Genomic DNA, 18,519 nt, shown 5'->3' on the forward strand with positions numbered 1-18,519 from the left:
TATTTTCTTATAGATTTATCAGAATAAAATTAACTAAATTGAATTAACTACAAATTGGTACTTATATAAACCAAGTGGCGCTCCGCCTCTAAACCCGCCACTTTCAACACTTCTATTTTGCTCACTTGCACGCCCGCACTTTTAAAATCTTGGTGCTCAAACTCATGCGCTGGCAGTTGGCCTTTCATGGCGAGCCATAACCCATTTTCAGCCAATAAGTGCTTCGTAAGCTTTACAAATAAGCCAATTTCAGAAAAAGCGCGTGAAATAATCACATCAAATTTCACGTCTTTTTTAAGCGCCTCTACACGCCCAACTTCCACTTGAAAATTGCTCAAGCCTAATTCGCCTTTTACTTGGCGCATGAAACTAGTTTTCTTTGCTACGGAATCTATAGCGGTCACTTGCAACTCTGGCAAACATATTGCCAAAGCAATACTCGGCAAACCCGCACCAGCGCCAACATCCAATAAAAACTTTGGCGCTAAAGCCTGCACATGCGGCAACACACTCAAACTATCTAACAAGTGTAAGGTCACCATTTCAAGCGGGTCGCGAATCGCCGTGAGGTTATGCACCTTATTCCACTTATCAATGAGCAATAGATAAGCAATCAATTTCGCTTGTTTTTCAGCGCCTATGTGCAAACCCATTTCTAGCAAACCTGATTGCAGCTTGCTTTGTAGCGTATCAATCAAAGCCATGCGGAACTATGCAGCCAAATCTGCAGCAGGCTTACTGCGCGCTTTACGCTTTAAATAAACCAACAACAATGAAATGGCCGCTGGCGTAATGCCCGAAATACGGCTGGCTTGGCCTATCGTTTCTGGTTTTTGCGCATTCAATTTTTGTTGCGCTTCAATCGGCAAGCCGTGAATTTCACGATAATCTAAATCGTTAGGCAGTTTAGTATTTTCTTGACCACGACTACGCTCCACTTCATCTGTTTGACGGTCAATATAGCCTTGATATTTTGCGGCGATTTCCACTTGCTCGCGCACGGCCGGCTCAACCTCGCCCAAACCAAGTTCACCCAAAGTCAACATAGCCTCGTAACTTACTTCTGGACGGCGCAATAATTCAAACAAGCTGTATTCATGTTCAAGTGGCTTGCCAAACATTTCCACCATTTTTTCTGTTGGCACATTGGCTGGTTGCACAAAAGTCTTTTTCAAACGCTCTTGCTCGCGCTCAACCGCTTCTTTTTTAATGCTAAAGGCTTCCCAACGCGCTTCATCCACTAAGCCCAATTTGCGACCAATTTCAGTCAGGCGCATATCGGCGTTATCTTCACGTAGTTGTAGGCGGTATTCCGCACGGCTAGTAAACATGCGGTACGGCTCAGTCACACCGCGCGTGATTAAATCGTCCACCATCACGCCTAAATAAGCTTCATCGCGGGCAGGGCACCAAGACTCTTTACCTTGCGAATAAAGTGCAGCATTAGCTCCCGCAAGCAAACCTTGCGCAGCAGCTTCTTCATAGCCAGTAGTACCGTTGATCTGCCCTGCAAAGAACAAGCCTTGCACCATCTTGGTTTCTAACGAACTTTTTAAACCGCGTGGATCATAATAATCATACTCAATGGCATAGCCTGGACGAAGAATGTGGGCGTTTTCTAAGCCGCGCACTGAGCGCACCAGCGCCAATTGAATATCAAACGGCAAGCTGGTTGAAATGCCATTTGGGTAAATCTCATTAGTAGTTAAGCCTTCAGGCTCTAAGAAAATTTGATGTGAATCTTTATCAGCAAAACGATGGATTTTATCTTCCACACTAGGGCAGTAACGTGGGCCCACGCCTTCAATTACTCCCGTGTACATAGGCGAGCGATCTAAACCACTGCGAATAATATCGTGTGTACGTTCGTTGGTATGCGTAATCCAACATGGCAGTTGAGCAGGGTGTTGCGCCGCATTGCCCATAAAGGAAAATACTGGCACTGGGTCATCACCAGGCTGAATAGTCATGACTGAATAATCAATTGTGCGACCATCAATACGTGGTGGCGTACCAGTTTTTAATCGGCCTGCGGGCAAACCAATTTCACGTAAACGTGCGGCTAAGGAAATAGCTGGCGGATCGCCAGCGCGACCAGCGCTGTAATTTTGCAAACCCACATGCACCAAACCGCCTAAAAACGTACCCGCAGTAAGCACCACTGATTTTGAATTAAAACGCAAACCAATTTGCGTCACCACGCCCGCAGCACGGTCACCCTCTAAAATAATATCATCCACCGCTTGTTGAAACAGCCAAAGGTTAGGCTGATTTTCTAATCGATGCCTAATCGCCGCTTTATACAACACACGGTCAGCTTGAGCGCGAGTTGCGCGTACGGCAGGGCCTTTACTAGAATTTAAGATTCTAAATTGAATTCCGCCTTCATCCGTTGCGGCCGCCATTGCGCCGCCTAGCGCATCAATCTCTTTAACCAAATGGCCTTTGCCAATACCGCCAATGCTTGGGTTGCATGACATTTGACCTAAAGTTTCGATATTATGCGTGAGCAATAAGGTTTTCTGCCCCATTCTGGCGCTAGCGAGCGCCGCTTCGGTGCCAGCATGCCCGCCACCAACGACAATCACATCAAAAAGGTCAGGAAAATTCATATATTCAAACTTGTCTTTCAAACAAAAAGCACAATATAACAACCATCAGACAAAACAATCACTTAAGTCGAGCTTAGCAAGCATTGTGCAAAGACAAGATTTTACTTTAATAGACGCCAATAGTCATGTAAAAGCAGGGTTTTTAACCGAATTAAGTCAACTCTTTTTAGGTTGAAACGTTAGCTTTACAAGATAGACACAATTTCTTAATATACTTGGCATAAAATTCGCTTTATAAAAATTAAAGCATGTTTTAGAAAACTACTTTATGATGTGAATGTAGAAGCACAATTGCTAAGTAAGCAAAGTTTTTTATTAAAATAATGGAGCAGCAAATGAAAAAATTAAGTATTCTTTTAATAGCCATGTTAGGTTTTAGCGCGATTTCTGCACATGCCAGCATTGCCAATGCAAAAAAATTGGTATTGATTTACCACACTCAAGCAATTGCTGAAAACAAAGATTTTGCAGGTCCTTCAGCTGAAGAAGGCAAAGCATTCTTTAACAATAAAGTTAAAACAGTTGATGGTAAAGAAACCGCTTGCGCTTCATGCCACACAGCCAACCCAGCTGATAAAGGTAAAAACATCGTAACGGGCAAGGCGATTCAACCATTATCACCAGCGGTCAACACAAAACGCTTCTCTGATTTTGACAAAGTTGAAGCTAAGTTCTCACAACATTGCTTTGATATTTTAGGTGAAGACTGTACAGCGGCTCAGAAAGCCAACTACATTACTTACGTGTTAACTGAAAAAACACCAACGCCTAAAGCTAAGAAATAATTTTTAAGCTTTTAATTAAGCTTAAAAAAACTAAAAGCAGTGTTTCACGTGAAACACTGCTTTTTTTACGTCCTCACTTTAGGTGTTTTGTGGGGGTTTTTTAAGGTTTTACTTTTTAGGCTTTGTTATATTAGATGTTCACTTAACTAAAGTGCTGAGTAGGGAAGGTAAAATGATTAGCCTCGCGGAGCTTTTGAAAAAAAATCGGCATCAGCGTGGGCATGATAAGGCTTCTTGCCCACGCCACCTAATTTGCAAGATACGCACTTAACAATACTATTTTTGAACCTTTTTCGGCTTTGGTTTTTTGCTTTATTTTTTCTATAGGTAACAAACTAATAAGTTGCTGATTACGCCCCAATAAAAATGCCACGCACGCCGCATCGGCATTAGCGCCTTTGTAGAAATATGCGACATGCAACTCATTATCTAACGCTTGATGCGCTTTGAGTAAATTAGCTGGAATTGGTGATTGGGTCGTAGAAATCGGTTAATGAAGCATTAACTTGTTAAGCGCGTGCATATAATATTGTTTGAGCGGCAGTTTTTATAGTTTTGTAGGAACGCCTTGCAGCTGCGAGTTTTCATTTACAACGATTGCTGTTCGCGAATGCAAGCCACTTCTACTTTCAGGCCGCGGGAAGTTGCTGTTGTAAACAAGGCTTGCTGAATATGTAAAATCACTTTTTAGGCGCCCACACAAAATGTGCATCCGAGCCATATGTATACTCAAGCATATAACCCAATAGTGATGAATCATTACCTTTTCATTGCAGAAAGCCTGCTGTGTTGGTGGTAGCGCCAGCTCTTGTGTAGGTATTTTGGTGCTTTAAAGACGGATTTTTTAACTGCCAATACACTGCATCACATACGGCATTTACCGCAATAGCTGTGGACTAGCTTCTTTTCACCATAAACAATATCTTACGCTACCATTTCTTAACTCTTCGGAGCCTATAAAGGACCTTATAAAAATTTTTGCTAATGGCCTAACTTATATAAATGCTGCCGTTTCTTCTGTTGTAAATAATAACCGCCATCTGCTGGCTTACTTACATAAGTAATTTGTGGCACACTGAAATTTGCTTGCTGCTCTTTTCTAATATCAAATTAGGTGTCTCCACTAAATATGGGTTGATATTATTCGTCTTAATCGCATGCGGCTCACCTTTAATATCTTCGTATTTATAAATGGTTTTATCGGCGACCCTCCTGCAAACCAAACCCACAACACGCCTATCTTCTCGCCTTTGGTAATAAATGCTATTTGTAGAAACAAAGGCATACTTAATATTCCCTCCTCGAAGCTAGGGGAGGGCTAGGGTCGGGTAGAAGCTTGCACAGTGTTATTCATTATCTGTATTTCATCCCCATTCCTACCTTCCCCGATTAGGGAAACGAGTTGTAGCCATATATCGTGTGGCTTTGATGTACCAAGCCGCGACAAAATCAAGCAAACCCGCTTTTTTAATATCCTCACACACCAATTACATGTCATTTTTTTGTGCATCCGATTGAGTGCTTTTACTCAAAAACGGTGTGTTACCAAGCACATAACTACAGCGCTTTGCAGGTAGCATGCTTTGCCAATCGGTTTGTAGGGCATTGCCACACACAATATGCGGCGTGGCTTTTAAGGTAATACGCGCAAAAAAATTGCGCCAAATTCTTCTAGAATTTTCATATTCCTTTGGTAATCGGTTAACCATAGCGCTACTTGGCTAATTTGCGCGGGAAACTCTTCACTCTCAATGCAGTATAATTGGTCTACATTAATGTTAATCAAGACTTGCACGTCCATGACCAATTGCCCTGTTTCATGGCTAGCGCGTAAATCTTCAAGCACCAATACTCTGAACTCGCGATAAGTGACGCCTAAAAAGTTGCCGCATACACAAGCTTAGTCAAAAACGGTGAGAGTACGTAGCTTTTGGTTAAACTCTGCCAAGCGGTTTATTGCTCTTAACTTTTTCAAACTCCACCCATAGCGCATCTAAAAACAAATGTTAAATAAGCTTAAGAATAATCTTACTGATGTAATGTTCATCTAAATTGCGCAGCGCCTCTGCATCCATCAAGATTTGAATAGACTGCCGAAAATAGCGAGGAGGCATGGCGCTTCGCGCATTTTGCTATCATTCCGGGCGGGTGGAAGTGGCTTGAAAGTCTACACACCCAGTATTTGACGGGCTGTTGCTTGTGTAGAAAAATGATTGTTTCACGTGAAACACAAAATTAACATTTTTGTACTTAGGTCTAAAATGACGATGGTCTTGACGAGCGCATGACTGCGCGCCTATAGTATGGCAGGCGTTTTGTTATATATACCATAGCGTCTTCACCGAAAAATATTGAGGAGAACTGTATGGCGGGTAAATTCGAATTAAAAACAGCAAAAAGTGGGCAATTTCACTTCAATCTATTGGCGGGTAATGGCCAAATTATTATGCAAAGTGAAATGTATGAGAGTAAAGCCAGCGCATTAAATGGTATTGCTTCTATTCAAAAAAACGCCGCAGATGATGCACGTTATGATCGTTTAGCTTCAAAATCTGAGAAACACTACTTTGTACTTAAAGCAGCCAATCACCAAGTAATAGGTCAAAGTCAAATGTACGAGAGCGAAGCAGGTCGCGATAATGGCATTGAGTCAGTGAAAAAAAATGCACCAGAAGCTTCTGTAGACGACCAAACAGCTTAAGTTTTAATTCTTAGTAGCGCAATTCTGGCAACATTTTAACTCAGGCAAGCATGAGTTAAAATGTTGCCAGAATTTATTTGCCTATGCAGAATTTAGAAAATATTTCGCCTAATAGATCATCTGGCGTAAATTCCCCCGTAATGCTACTTAATGCATCTTGAGAAATTCTTAACTCTTCTGCCACCAACTCTGCCGAGTTGATTTGTTCAGCCGCTAAACTTAAATGTGTTTGTACTTGGCTTAAAGCATCCAAATGCCTGGCGCGCGCCATAAAAACACCTTCAGAATTATTTTCGTAACCTGCAAGTTTTAGTAACTGACTTTTTAGTAAATCTAAACCTGCGCCAGTTTTGGCCGAAAGATAAATATGCGTTGCACCATCTTTTTCGGCTACTAAAGCAGGTTCATTGGTCGCATCAATTTTATTATGTACCCAAATTTTGCGAATTTCTTGCGGCAACCTAGTTAAAATCGATCTTTCAGCTTCCGTGATACCGTGAGCTGCATCTACCATCAATAATGCGATATTGGCGCTTTGTGCAGCTCGCCAAGTTCGCTCAATACCAAATTTTTCTACTTCATCGTCTGTTTCACGTAAGCCTGCGGTGTCAATTACATGCAAAGGTACGCCATTTATCTGAATAGCATTTTTAATGGTGTCGCGTGTCGTACCTGCAATTGAAGTCACAATTGCAATTTCTTCACCCGCAAGCTGATTCATCAAGCTGGATTTCCCAACATTGGGCTGACCGACCAAAACGACATTAATGCCTTCACGCAATAAGCTACCTTGCTTGGCTTTTGCAAACACCGCGTTCAACTCAACGCTAATTGCAGCTAATTTATCTGCTACGCGACCTTGCGTAATAAAGTCTATTTCCTCTTCAGGAAAATCTAAGCATGCTTCTACAAACATGCGTAAATCAATCAGTTTTAAAAGTAGGGCATTAATGCGTTGCGAGAATTCACCTGACAAAGAACGTACTGCACTTTTAGCAGCTTCAGCAGTAGCGGCATTAATTACATCGGCAACCGCTTCAGCTTGAGCTAAGTCTATTTTGTCATTAAGGTAAGCGCGGCGTGTAAATTCACCTGGCTCGGCTTGACGTGCACCAAGCTCAATACAACGTGCCAGCAAAATCTGCATAAGTGCAGTGCCGCCGTGAGCTTGAAGCTCTAGAACATCTTCACCAGTGTATGAATGTGGATTTGGATAGAAAATAGCGATGCCACGATCGATTAAATCACCGTTGGCTTGCTTAAAATCTAGATAAGCTGCATGACGCGCGGGAGGGCACTGCGCTAGAATTCCCGTCGCTATTAGCTTTGCAGAAGGGCCTGACACTCTTACAACACCAATGCCGCCAGCACCACTGGCAGTGGCGATGGCGGCAATGGTGTCTATTGGTTTATTGCTTGCCACCTGTCTTTTTCAATAATGCTGCAGCATGAATTGATTTATTTACATACCATTGTTGCCAAATTGAGATGATGTTATTCACCACCCAATACAACACTAAACCAGCAGGGAAGAAGAAGAAGAATACGCTGAATATTACAGGCATCCATGTCATCACCTTAGCTTGAATTGGGTCAGTTGGTTTAGGATTAAGTTTGGTTTGAATAATCATAGAAATGCCCATGATTATTGGCAAAATATAGTAAGGATCAACCGCTGAAAGATCTTGAATCCAGCCAAAGAACGGTGCGTGACGTAGTTCAACTGAGCCTAGCAACATCCAATATAACGAAATAAACACTGGAATTTGAATTAAAATTGGCAAGCAACCGCTCATAGGATTGATTTTCTCTGTTTTGTAGAGCTCCATCATCGCTTGCTGCATCTTTTGTCTGTCATCACCAAACTTTTGCTTCATTGATTCTAAACGTGGCGCTAATTCACGCATCTGTGCCATTGAGCGATAGCTTTTTGCTGATAATGGGTAGAACGCCGCTTTAATCAACAAGGTGAGCAAAATAATCGCTACGCCCCAGTTATGAACCAAGCTGTGGATAAGTGATAACACCCAAAACAATGGTGAAGCCACCATTTTTAGCCAACCGTAATCTACGGTGTATTCTAAGCCTGGTGCCGTTTCTACTAAATCTTTTTTAGTTTGCGGGCCTGAATATAAACGTGCTGGAACCGTTAAACTCGCGCCTGGTGCAATGGTACTTAATGTACTTTTTGAACCGATTCTATATATATGTTCATTAAGCTCTTCTGTATAAAACTCGCGTGCTAAACCATCTTTTGGAATCCATGCACTTACAAAGTAATGCTGTAACAAACCAACCCAACCGTCGCTTGAAGTCACTTTGAGTGGCTCTTTAGCCATATCACTAAATGCTAATTTTTTAAACTTAGTTTCGTTTGTAAAGTAGGTACCACCAGTAAAGGTTGGCATTAATTTAGAGCCTTGATTTGACTCATTATCATGCACGATTTGGTAGTAAATTACAGGTGTAATGGCTGTTGCAGAGCCATTTTTAATTTCATAATTCACATCGATTGCGTATTTATTACGATGGAAAGTATAAATTTTATCTACTGTTACACCATTGCCAACCCAACTTAAACGCACCTCTAATGCATCTTTGCCTTCTTGCATTTGGTAAGTGGTAGCTGCGCTGGTGAAGACAGACTTATGTGAAGGTAAATCTGCACCTATTAAGCCTGTTTGCGCAACATAAGTCATTGGCTTTGCTGCATCATCCAACAAAACAAAGTTAGTTTGAACGTTATCTGAAGAGCGATGTTTCAACAATTCTAATCTACGTAAATCGCCGCCTGTGGTATCAATATCCGCTTTGTATAGATCTGTAGTAACGCTAATGCGTTGACCCGCTGAAAGTTTAAAATCACTATCTAGAGCGACATTGCCAGCCACTGCAGGCGAATTATTTGTAGTACTACCAACAGTTTGACTGCCTTGTTGCACAACTTCAACTGGTGCATTTTGGCGCTGCCAAGCATCCCACAACATCAAAATTGACATTGAAAATATAACAAACAGAACTAAACGTTTTGTATCCATGATTTTTAGGGCAATCTTTATAAAATATTTAAATGTTAAGGTATGGGGTCATGTCCACCAGCATGCCAAGGATGGCAACGCAACAAGCGACGTACTGTGTAATAACTGCCAACTACAGCGCCATGCTTATTAATAGCTTCTATCGAGTAATGTGAGCAAGTAGGGTAAAACCGACATTGCTGGCCAAAAAATGGGCTAAGCAATACTTGATAAACTTTAATCAACCATATGAGTATACGCGCCATTATGTTCATCACTAATTTTTAGAGACTATCATTTACGTCTGTTTGGGTCATTACTTGTGAGCTCTTTTGTTGGCTTGAAATAACGCGCTGGTTTAATTTAAAAATAAGTGAATCAAACTCTTGTTTTATTTGAATAAAATCTTTTTTATCAAATTTTTTTTGCACTCTAATAATTAAGTCAACATGGCAAATGTCATGCTGGTTTAATCTAAAAAACTCGCGCAAAACACGACGCATATAGTTTCTACTGACCGCTAATTTAGCCGTTTTTTTCCCTACAACTAAACCTAAACGGGCACGTTGAAGATTATTTGGCTGATAGTGCATGGCCAAATACTTCAAAGAAAAACGTTTGCGGAAATTAAAAACGGATGAAAAATCATCCGTTTTAATCATCTTGGCTTGCTTAACAAGCCTGTATGTTTGCACCATTATTTTTTAACTGCTTTAGCAATACTGTAACTAAAATTACTGTGTTAAAACTAACGCTGATAAATGCTGCGATGTAATATAAAAGCCCTAAAGGACTTTAAAATTACAGACCTAAACGTTTACGACCTTTAGCGCGACGAGCTGCAATAACAGCACGACCACCTTTAGTAGCCATACGAACTAAAAAGCCATGCGTACGGGCGCGACGTGTTTTTGAAGGTTGATAAGTACGTTTCATGTAATTCTCCAACGAGCGAAATGCTATAAAGGGCGCTATTAGACACGATAACCACCTATTTTGTCAACGTTTATTTAGTTTAGTAAAGATTGTATTTGCCTGTGGATAAGTTAACGTAAACAAGCTAAAATGTATTCGATAAACTATCTAAAATTAATAAGCAAATTATATTATTAATTACAATAAAAACAAATAGTTAACAATTATTTATATGCAAATGATTGTTTTGCTAACTAAATACCTAGGTAAATCACGATAGATGGAAAATTTTTGGCCAACTTGTCTCAGTCGTTTTGAACAAGAGCTCTCTACGCAACAATTTAATACTTGGATTAAACCTCTTCATGCAGAAGTTGAGGGTAATGCAGTACGTCTAGTCGCGCCTAATCGTTTTGTGATGCAATGGGTGAAAGAACGGTTTCTAAAAAAAATTGAACAGTTTGCGCATGATTTACAGTTAGCCAATATTAAAATTGATTTTATTATTGCTGAGTCCGATCAAAAAAATAACTCAGAAAAAAACACTGCAAAAAATACGTTTAAAAATGAAGTTAGCAATAATGTTAATCTGATGGAATCAAAAATCAGTCAAATTAGCCATGCGATTTCAACCTCTAAAAGTATCAATAAAAAAACTAATGAGCCATCCAAAGTTAGCTCTGGTTTAAATAGTTCATTTAACTTTGATAATTACGTAACCGGCCGCGCTAACCAATTAGCGCGCGCCGCTGCCATACAGGTAGCAGAAAACCCTGGTACAGCTTATAACCCATTGTTTATTTACGGTGGCGTAGGGCTTGGTAAAACGCATTTACTGCAAGCGATAGGTAATGAATTAAAGAAAAATAATCCAGAAGCTAAGATTCGTTATTTGCATGCTGAACGTTATGTCACTGATGTAGTAAAAGCTTATGAACATAAAGCTTTTGATGAATTTAAGCGCCAATATCATTCTTTAGATTTATTGTTAATTGATGATATTCAATTCTTTGCCAAAAAAACCCGTACGCAAGAAGAATTTTTCTACGCTTTTAATTCATTGATTGAAGCTAAAAAGCAAATCGTGATTACCTGTGATACTTACCCTAAAGAAATTATCGATGTAGATGAACGCTTACGTACACGCTTTAGCTGGGGCCTAACAGTTGCCGTGGAGCCACCAGAGCTTGAAATGCGTGTGGCTATTCTATTAAAAAAAGCAGAAGCGGTTAATTTAAACCTACCTGAAGATGTCGCTTTTTTTATTGCTAAGCAAATACGCTCTAGCGTACGAGAGTTAGAGGGGGCTTTGAATCGTATTATTGCAATGGCTAAGTTTACTGGTCATGTTATTGATGTACATTTAGCAAAAGATGCGCTTCGTGATTTAATAGCTGTTCGCGGCAGGCAAGTAACAATGGAAAATATACAAAAAACCGTTGCTGATTATTACAAAATTAAAGTCGCCGAGATGTACAGCAAGAAGCGTACGCGTAACTTTGCTCGACCTAGGCAGATTGCTATGGCTTTATCGCGCGAACTTACCAACCATAGCTTTCCAGAGATTGGTGAGGCGTTTGGTGGCAGGCACCACACAACGGTAATGCATGCCTGTGATGAAGTAGATTTATTAAGGCAAAATGACCCTACGTTTACGCGTGATATTAGCTTTTTAGTGCAAGTAATTAGAGATTAGAACTACTATTTAGATAAAATAAAAGTTTATAAATTATGTGTATTTTCACGTAGTTTATATCAAGTTAAGTTATGAACTTTCTGTGGATAAAAGTAGGAAAAGGTTGTGTATTTAAGAATTACATTATTTTCTCAACAATTTATCCACAGTAGAATATGCTTTTATTAAGATAAAAAAATTAGAGTTAATATATTGATTTAATTAAAAAATAATCAGTTATCAACAGAAAATTGCAACATTATTATTATTATTATTTATATATATATTATTTAGGTTATAAAGATGAATATACAAATCAACCGCGAAACATTGTTAAAGCCTTTGACTTCAGTCACTAGTATTGTAGAAAAAAGACATACCTTACCAATATTGTCTAATTTGTTATTAGAGGCTAAACAAAACAAAATTCATCTAACCGCCACAGATTTAGAAATGCAAATATCACTTTCAATAGAAAGTGCAGCAACAGGTGATTTCTCAACTACGATATCAGCTAAAAAATTACTTGATATTTGTCGTTCATTGCCAGATAGCTCAGAAATTAATATGGCGACTAATGACAGCCGTATTACATTAAAAGCTGGTAAAAGTAGGTTTAATTTACAAACGCTGCCTGCGGCAGATTATCCAGTAATGACTAAAACACAAGGTGAAAGTACTTTGGTAACAGTTGGTCAACGTCAGCTAAAAGATTTGTTAAAGCAAGTTGAATTTGCCATGGCACAACAAGATATTCGCTATTACTTAAATGGCTTGTTATTTGAAGTTGTTGCTAATCGTTTAAACATTGTCGGTACAGATGGGCATAGACTAAGCTTTACCTCAACAGAACTTAAACAAAATTACGATAAACAAGATGTTATCTTGCCGCGTAAAACTGTGATTGAGTTAATCAAGCTGCTAGATGATAGTGATGAAGATGTACAAATTGAATTAGCAAGTAACCAAGTTAACTTCAGTTTTAGTCATTTTAAATTAATCTCAAAAGTGATTGATGGTAAGTTCCCAGATTACAACCGTGTGATTCCAACAGGGCATCAAAACAGCTTTACAACGGATAGAGTAGGCGTGTTGTTAGCAATGCAGCGCGCTTCAATTTTATCAAACGAAAAATATCGCGGTATTCGCATGGTGCTAAGTAATAATAATTTAAAACTCATCAGCACAAATAGCGATCAAGAAGAGGCTGAAGAAGAATTAGAAATTGATTACGCAGGCGATAGCTTAGACATAGGTTTTAACGTTACCTATTTAATTGATGTGTTAAATAATACGAGTAGTGAGCAAGCCACGTTCTCATTTGCAGATGCAAATAGTAGCTGCTTAATCACAGTACCTAAGAATAATGATTACAAATATGTAGTCATGCCGATGCGTATTTAAGCGCTTGTTTCACGTGAAACAGTTAAACCCAAATATTTACTAAATAAAGACAATAAGTATGGCTGAAAACCAATCAGAATCAAAACCAGTGTCGCCAGATTACGATTCATCTAGCATTAAAATCCTTGAAGGTTTAGATGCAGTCCGTAAACGCCCGGGTATGTATATTGGTGATACATCAGACGGCTCAGGCTTACATCACATGGTGTTTGAAGTGTTAGATAATGCGATTGACGAAGCATTAGCTGGTCATTGTGACGATATCAAAGTCACAATTCATTCGGACAACTCAATTAGTATCTCTGATAATGGTCGCGGCATTCCAACAGACATTAAAGATGATGATAAGCACGAGCCTAAACGTTCAGCCGCTGAAATTGTGATGACAGAATTGCATGCAGGCGGTAAGTTTGACCAAAACTCTTATAAAGTTTCTGGCGGCTTGCATGGGGTGGGCGTTTCTGTAGTGAATGCCCTATCTGACTGGTTGCGTTTGAAAATTTACCGTAAAGGTGAAGTGCACCAAATGGAGTTTCAGCGTGGCGTGCCAGTTTCACCTTTAGTTAAAACAGGTGTGACTGAAAAACGAGGTACCGAAGTTCACTTTTTAGCATCAGTAGAAACTTTTATATTGGTAGAATTCCATTTCGAAATATTAGCAAAACGTATTCGTGAACTCTCTTTTCTAAACAACGGAGTGAAAATTGAGTTACTTGATCAGCGCACCGGTAAAAGTGAAAACTTTGCCTATTCAGGCGGTATTAAAGGTTTTGTGGAATACATGAACCGCAGTAAAACGGTGCTTCATCCAAAAACTTTTTATGCAATGGGCGAAAAAGACGGCATGACCATTGAGGTGGCTATGCAATGGAATGATTCATATTCTGAAACGGTACAATGTTTTACCAATAACATTCCACAACGTGATGGCGGTACGCATTTAACCGGCCTGCGCACGGCCATGACACGTACTTTGAACCAATATATTGAGCAAAGTGATATTGCTAAAAAAGCTAAAGTAGAAACAACTGGCGATGATATGCGCGAAGGTATTTGCTGTGTGTTATCCGTTAAAGTGCCAGATCCAAAATTCTCATCTCAAACTAAAGACAAATTAGTTTCAAGTGAAGTGCAACCAGTGGTATCAGAAGTAGTTTCAGCTAAATTGGCTGAATTCTTAGCAGAAAATCCAGCGGATGCAAAAATCATTGTAGGTAAAGTGGTCGATGCCGCTCGTGCGCGGGAAGCTGCGCGTAAAGCACGTGAAATCACACGTCGTAAAGGTGTGATGGATACCATGGGCTTGCCAGGTAAATTGGCAGATTGCCAAGAGCGTGACCCAGCTAAATGTGAAATTTACCTTGTGGAGGGTGACTCAGCGGGTGGTTCAGCTAAACAAGGGCGTGATCGTAAGTTTCAAGCGATTTTGCCGTTAAAAGGTAAAATTCTAAACGTAGAAAAAGCGCGTTTTGATAAACTTTTAGGCTCACAAGAAATTGCCACACTCATTACTGCGCTTGGTACCAGCATTGGTAAAGCGGACTTTAATGCAGAGAAATTACGTTATCACCGTATTATTATCATGACCGATGCCGACGTTGATGGTGCGCATATCCGTACCTTGCTTCTCACATTCTTCTACCGTCAAATGACAGAGTTAGTAGAACGCGGCCATATTTATATTGCACAACCACCTTTGTATAAAGTTAAACAAGGCAAAGATGAACGCTATTTAAAAGATCAACAAGAGTTGGATCAATACTTACTGCAATCTGCACTTAAAGGCGCTGAGCTAACCACTAAAACAGGCGCAGAAGTGATTATAGGCGCACCATTAGCTGAAATTGCAAAACAAATGGTACTGACAGAAGCCGTGATACGCAGAATTGCCGCGCTTTATGACGAGAGCGTGTTGCGCGCTATGCAAGATTTAGGTGAAATGAGTTTAAGTACTAAAGAAACTACAGAAATTGCAGCAGCTAAATTACGCCCAATTTTAGGCGCTATTGGCAGTGATGTGATTGTAGGTTTTGACAAAGAAGCAGGCGCACATCGTTTAGAAATCAATAAATATGTACATGGTAATTTGCAGTGTTGCGTGATTGATGCCGAGTTTTTAGGCTCAGGAGATTATCGTCAAATTAGCAAAATGTCTGTGATGCTGCAAGGTTTATTAGGTGAAGGTGCCTTAATCAAACGCGGTGAGAAAGAACAAAGCATCACCACTTTCAAACAAGCGCTAGATTGGTTGTTAGAAGAAGCAAAACACAATCTCAATATACAACGCTATAAAGGCTTGGGCGAGATGAACCCATCACAATTATGGGAAACTACAATGGATCCAACGGTACGTCGTTTACTCAAAGTACAAATTGATGATGCAATTGCAGCCGATGAAATATTTACAACCCTAATGGGCGATCAAGTTGAACCTAGAAGGGCTTTCATCGAAAGCAACGCATTAGGGGTTGGTAACTTAGATATTTAGGGTAGTGTAGGTTCCCACTGATTTCTAGATTTTTCCCAAAAAAATAGATTTTTAATTTTTAAACTGAAATTCATAAAGGGTCCTAATTGGACCCTTTTTCTTTATATGCTTGTGATAGGTTCTCGGCCCAGAATTAACCATAGAGTTGTTGACGGTTAACTTACTCACAGACTAACGTTAGTAATATTAGGATATTTATAAATGTTTATTTATACTAATTCAACATTATTGAATAAGAGTGTCAATGCTGTTAAGACTTTAAAACTTCTCACGATATTAAGAAGTTAGTTTCGTGTTCTTCACTGAATAATAAAAATATAATACTCAAACAATTAGACATAAAAAAATGTCGGCGTTTGTAAGAATGATTTTAATAGGGGTTGTAAAGAATGAAAATAATAATAACAATAGGCCTTGTCCTTACCTCACTCTTAACGGGCTGCGCCACCAACCCAATGACAGGTAGATCACAACTTATCTTAGTTTCAGAGGCTGCTGCCATTAACAAAAGTTCATCACTTTATGAGTCTATGATTAATGGCTATGGAAAAGAAAGCAAAATTAGTAGTGATCCAGCAGTCAATGAGCGTGTTCAAAAAATTACCAACCGACTTGTCGAGCAAGCTGTTTTATATAAACCTAACTCTCAAAAGTGGCAATGGCAAGTCAATGTAATTGAATCGGAAGAAGTAAATGCTTTTTGTATGGCTGGCGGAAAAATGGCCGTTTATACAGGTTTACTAAATAAGGTTCAGCCAACTGATGATGAGCTAGCACAGGTCATGGGACATGAAATATCCCATGCTTTGGCAAATCACACCACAGAAAAAATGTCTGTGCAAATCTTAACTCAAATTGCTGTAGGGGCTGTAACCGTTGCAGCGGCGGCTTCTGATAGAAGTGCTTACCAGTCACAACGAAATTACAACACGCAAGCGGTGCAAAACACAGCAGTTTTAGCGGGTGCTGCATTTGTTACCTTACCAAATAGTAGGGGTGCAGAAACCGAGGCTGATAAGCTAGGCATCGAGCTTGCTGCCCAAGCGGGTTATAACCCAGAGGCAGCAGTTTCGCTGTGGCATAAAATGATGGAGGCAACTGGTAATAAAGTTAAAGGTGACTTTATGAGTACTCATCCTTCACCACCGAATAGAATTGATGCTTTAACTGCTCTGCAGGAGCCGATGAAAAAAATTTACGATGTAAAAGCTCCGCTTTATGCCAATTACAAACCAACATTCCAATATGTAAAAACCGCTAGTGAGTCGTCAGGCTTTGGTTCCAATGTTCGCGTTGTTTCAGAAGGGTCTTCTCTGGCACCGGCACCAGTTTTAGACGAATCAAAGACTATGGCATTCTACTCAGCTGATTATGAATCATTCAAAGCTGGTACTTTTGAGTTCAATTGTAAAACTTGTAGCTTAAAATTTTATATGAACCAAGTTGAGTTACGAAGATTGCATGACACCCGTGATTGGCGGGGACTGGCACAGAAGCTTATAAAAATTGGATATCAATTTGATCTCTCTTACTATTATCTTGCAACAGCGGCAAAGGGATTAGGGCAAATAGATAGCTCTAAAATTTATTTTAAAAAGGCAAAAGAGCTCACTGAAAGTGATGATACTAATTGTAAAAAAGCAAAAATGATTAAGTGTGAAGGAGTTGATATAGCAGCAGTATCAGATTTAGCGCTGAAATAAAATATTAGTGACCTGATTTTGAAGTGAGGTCATTAGTTTTCGACCTTCAAACTGGAAAATTAAAGTTTATTTAACCAATTAAAAATTTGCATCTTGGCTTTTTTAGTAATTTATTAAATTAAACTCGCTTTTAGGCTTAATGGTCGCGTGCTTAATTACGCTCACTCCAACACCACAACGCGAGTTCATACTATTTTTATTTCCAAATCTACCTTATTAATGAATGTATTCCTACATTCATTTCATCATAACTCTGATAATCCATCTTAGGCTGAATCATTAAAGTGTCCTTTTGATCAATTTCTTTTTGAAGGAGTTAATGATGTATATCAGCGAAGTAATGACGAAAAATGTGCGGATTGGATCTCCTGAGGACACACTGCAGATGGCTGCGGAAATGATGGGGGACTGTGATTTCGGGATTTTACCGATTGAGGATAACAATCAATTGGTAGGCATGTTATCTGATCGTGATATCACCATTCGCGCTGTTGCCAAAGGTTTTTCACCTAATGAACATCATGTAAGGGAAATTATGACCCGAGATGTACAATTTATTTATGAGGATGAGACCGTAGAAGATGCAGCTCAAATGATGAGTAGTCTGCAAGTGCGTAGACTTCCAGTGGTAGATATTGACGAACATTTGGTAGGCATTGTTTCGCTCGGAGACCTTGCAATTTCTGGTGATGAAGCTGCTGGGGATGCGCTTGAGTCAATCTCACAGCCAAATTAACTAGAGCTTACTTTAAGCTAAGATTCTTTAACCCGTGGATAAATATTCACGGGTTTTTTGTCTAAATTTCATGATTGCTTACTTCTACGCTTAATAAAGTCTACGACACTTAGCCTAGCTATTAGCCTGACACAAGCATCAAACTCTCGGATAGGGGTCCATTTTGTGCAAGAACCTACTTGCTGGGGTTAATAGTAAATGCGTTATTAGAATATTCGTCTTTACCTGCTGAACCAAGGGTAGATAATTGTAGTTTTAATTGCAGTAGAAAATATTCTTGAAGATATGTTTATATCTTCGAACGCTTGCTAACAGACGCAAAATCAGGAGAAGCATAATTTTAAGTTCACCATATAGGAAAGGATTATCAAATGAGAAAGTCTCTGGCAATTAAAGCGTTAACATTTGTGGCTTTGTATCTTTGGCGAAAGAAGAGTAAAGCTAGTAGGGCAAAATCACCAATGAATAACGTATAACTTCAAA

General features: G+C 39.5%; 16 protein-coding genes and 1 pseudogene. 7 read left to right on the forward strand and 10 right to left on the reverse strand.

Translation table 11 applies throughout. From position 1 onward, the window contains the following. Window positions 1-47: 47 nt before the first annotated feature. Both rsmG and mnmG read right to left on the reverse strand, forming a co-directional pair. Window positions 48-704 carry a 16S rRNA (guanine(527)-N(7))-methyltransferase RsmG gene (rsmG, locus tag PSV17_RS05985; RefSeq protein ID WP_300480633.1) on the reverse strand — a complete coding sequence of 219 codons (657 nt, stop codon included), beginning with the start codon at window positions 702-704 and terminating at the stop codon, window positions 48-50. 6 nt (window positions 705-710) lie between these two features. Next, window positions 711-2,612, reverse strand: a complete 1,902-nt coding sequence (mnmG, locus tag PSV17_RS05990; protein ID WP_300480636.1) for a tRNA uridine-5-carboxymethylaminomethyl(34) synthesis enzyme MnmG — start codon at window positions 2,610-2,612, stop codon at window positions 711-713. 335 nt (window positions 2,613-2,947) lie between these two features. Here mnmG and PSV17_RS05995 point away from each other — a divergent pair, with 335 nt between their 5' ends. Beyond that, on the forward strand, window positions 2,948-3,397 hold the full coding sequence (locus PSV17_RS05995; protein ID WP_300480638.1) for a DUF1924 domain-containing protein: 450 nt from the start codon (window positions 2,948-2,950) through the stop codon (window positions 3,395-3,397). 547 nt (window positions 3,398-3,944) lie between these two features. Here the strand turns inward: PSV17_RS05995 and PSV17_RS13930 are convergent. The 3 genes and pseudogenes from PSV17_RS13930 to PSV17_RS06000 all read right to left on the reverse strand — a co-directional run. After that, entirely contained in the window at window positions 3,945-4,157 is a 213-nt protein-coding gene (locus tag PSV17_RS13930; RefSeq protein WP_366910416.1) for a type IIL restriction-modification enzyme MmeI, read from the reverse strand. A gap of 727 nt (window positions 4,158-4,884) precedes the next feature. Beyond that, window positions 4,885-5,106, reverse strand: a complete 222-nt coding sequence (locus tag PSV17_RS13935; protein WP_366910418.1) for a DNA methyltransferase — start codon at window positions 5,104-5,106, stop codon at window positions 4,885-4,887. Beyond that, window positions 5,031-5,285, reverse strand: a pseudogene (locus PSV17_RS06000) (DNA methyltransferase); the annotation flags it as partial. The gene PSV17_RS13935 and the pseudogene PSV17_RS06000, both read right to left, overlap by 76 nt. Window positions 5,286-5,762: 477 nt before the next feature. Here PSV17_RS06000 and PSV17_RS06005 point away from each other — a divergent pair. Then, window positions 5,763-6,098, forward strand: a complete 336-nt coding sequence (locus PSV17_RS06005; RefSeq protein WP_300480643.1) for a YegP family protein — start codon at window positions 5,763-5,765, stop codon at window positions 6,096-6,098. A 73-nt stretch (window positions 6,099-6,171) separates the two neighbouring features. Here PSV17_RS06005 and mnmE read toward each other — a convergent pair whose 3' ends face one another. From mnmE to rpmH, 5 genes are all read right to left on the reverse strand, one after another. Beyond that, complete coding sequence (mnmE, locus tag PSV17_RS06010) at window positions 6,172-7,521, reverse strand: tRNA uridine-5-carboxymethylaminomethyl(34) synthesis GTPase MnmE (RefSeq protein WP_300480645.1); 1,350 nt, start codon at window positions 7,519-7,521, stop codon at window positions 6,172-6,174. Next, a complete protein-coding gene (gene yidC / locus PSV17_RS06015; RefSeq protein WP_300480648.1) occupies window positions 7,508-9,136 on the reverse strand; it encodes a membrane protein insertase YidC in 1,629 nt (542 codons plus the stop codon). The genes mnmE and yidC overlap by 14 nt, the downstream gene beginning before the upstream one ends. A gap of 35 nt (window positions 9,137-9,171) precedes the next feature. Next, window positions 9,172-9,381 carry a membrane protein insertion efficiency factor YidD gene (gene yidD / locus PSV17_RS06020; RefSeq protein ID WP_300480651.1) on the reverse strand — a complete coding sequence of 70 codons (210 nt, stop codon included), beginning with the start codon at window positions 9,379-9,381 and terminating at the stop codon, window positions 9,172-9,174. Window positions 9,382-9,399: 18 nt separating this feature from the next. Beyond that, a complete protein-coding gene (gene rnpA / locus PSV17_RS06025; protein WP_300480653.1) occupies window positions 9,400-9,777 on the reverse strand; it encodes a ribonuclease P protein component in 378 nt (125 codons plus the stop codon). A gap of 139 nt (window positions 9,778-9,916) precedes the next feature. Further along, complete coding sequence (gene rpmH, locus PSV17_RS06030) at window positions 9,917-10,051, reverse strand: 50S ribosomal protein L34 (protein WP_013149458.1); 135 nt, start codon at window positions 10,049-10,051, stop codon at window positions 9,917-9,919. A 259-nt stretch (window positions 10,052-10,310) separates the two neighbouring features. On the opposite strand from rpmH, the gene dnaA reads away from it, so the two are divergent. The 5 genes from dnaA (at window position 10,311) to PSV17_RS06055 (ending at window position 18,036) form a co-directional block, all read left to right on the forward strand. Continuing rightward, window positions 10,311-11,726, forward strand: coding sequence for a chromosomal replication initiator protein DnaA (dnaA, locus tag PSV17_RS06035; protein WP_300480655.1), 1,416 nt, complete (start codon window positions 10,311-10,313; stop codon window positions 11,724-11,726). Between the two features lie 282 nt (window positions 11,727-12,008). Then, a complete protein-coding gene (gene dnaN / locus PSV17_RS06040) occupies window positions 12,009-13,109 on the forward strand; it encodes a DNA polymerase III subunit beta (RefSeq protein ID WP_300480658.1) in 1,101 nt (366 codons plus the stop codon). Between the two features lie 58 nt (window positions 13,110-13,167). Beyond that, on the forward strand, window positions 13,168-15,597 hold the full coding sequence (gyrB, locus tag PSV17_RS06045; protein WP_300480659.1) for a DNA topoisomerase (ATP-hydrolyzing) subunit B: 2,430 nt from the start codon (window positions 13,168-13,170) through the stop codon (window positions 15,595-15,597). A gap of 389 nt (window positions 15,598-15,986) precedes the next feature. Further along, the gene (locus tag PSV17_RS06050; protein WP_300480660.1) at window positions 15,987-17,300 is read left to right on the forward strand and encodes a M48 family metallopeptidase; all 1,314 of its coding nucleotides are present in this window, start codon (window positions 15,987-15,989) and stop codon (window positions 17,298-17,300) included. Window positions 17,301-17,619: 319 nt separating this feature from the next. Next, entirely contained in the window at window positions 17,620-18,036 is a 417-nt protein-coding gene (locus tag PSV17_RS06055) for a CBS domain-containing protein (RefSeq protein WP_300480661.1), read from the forward strand. Window positions 18,037-18,519: the final 483 nt, after the last annotated feature.

It is taken from the genome of Methylotenera sp. (genome assembly GCF_029946165.1).
Classification (GTDB): Bacteria; Pseudomonadota; Gammaproteobacteria; order Burkholderiales; family Methylophilaceae; genus Methylotenera.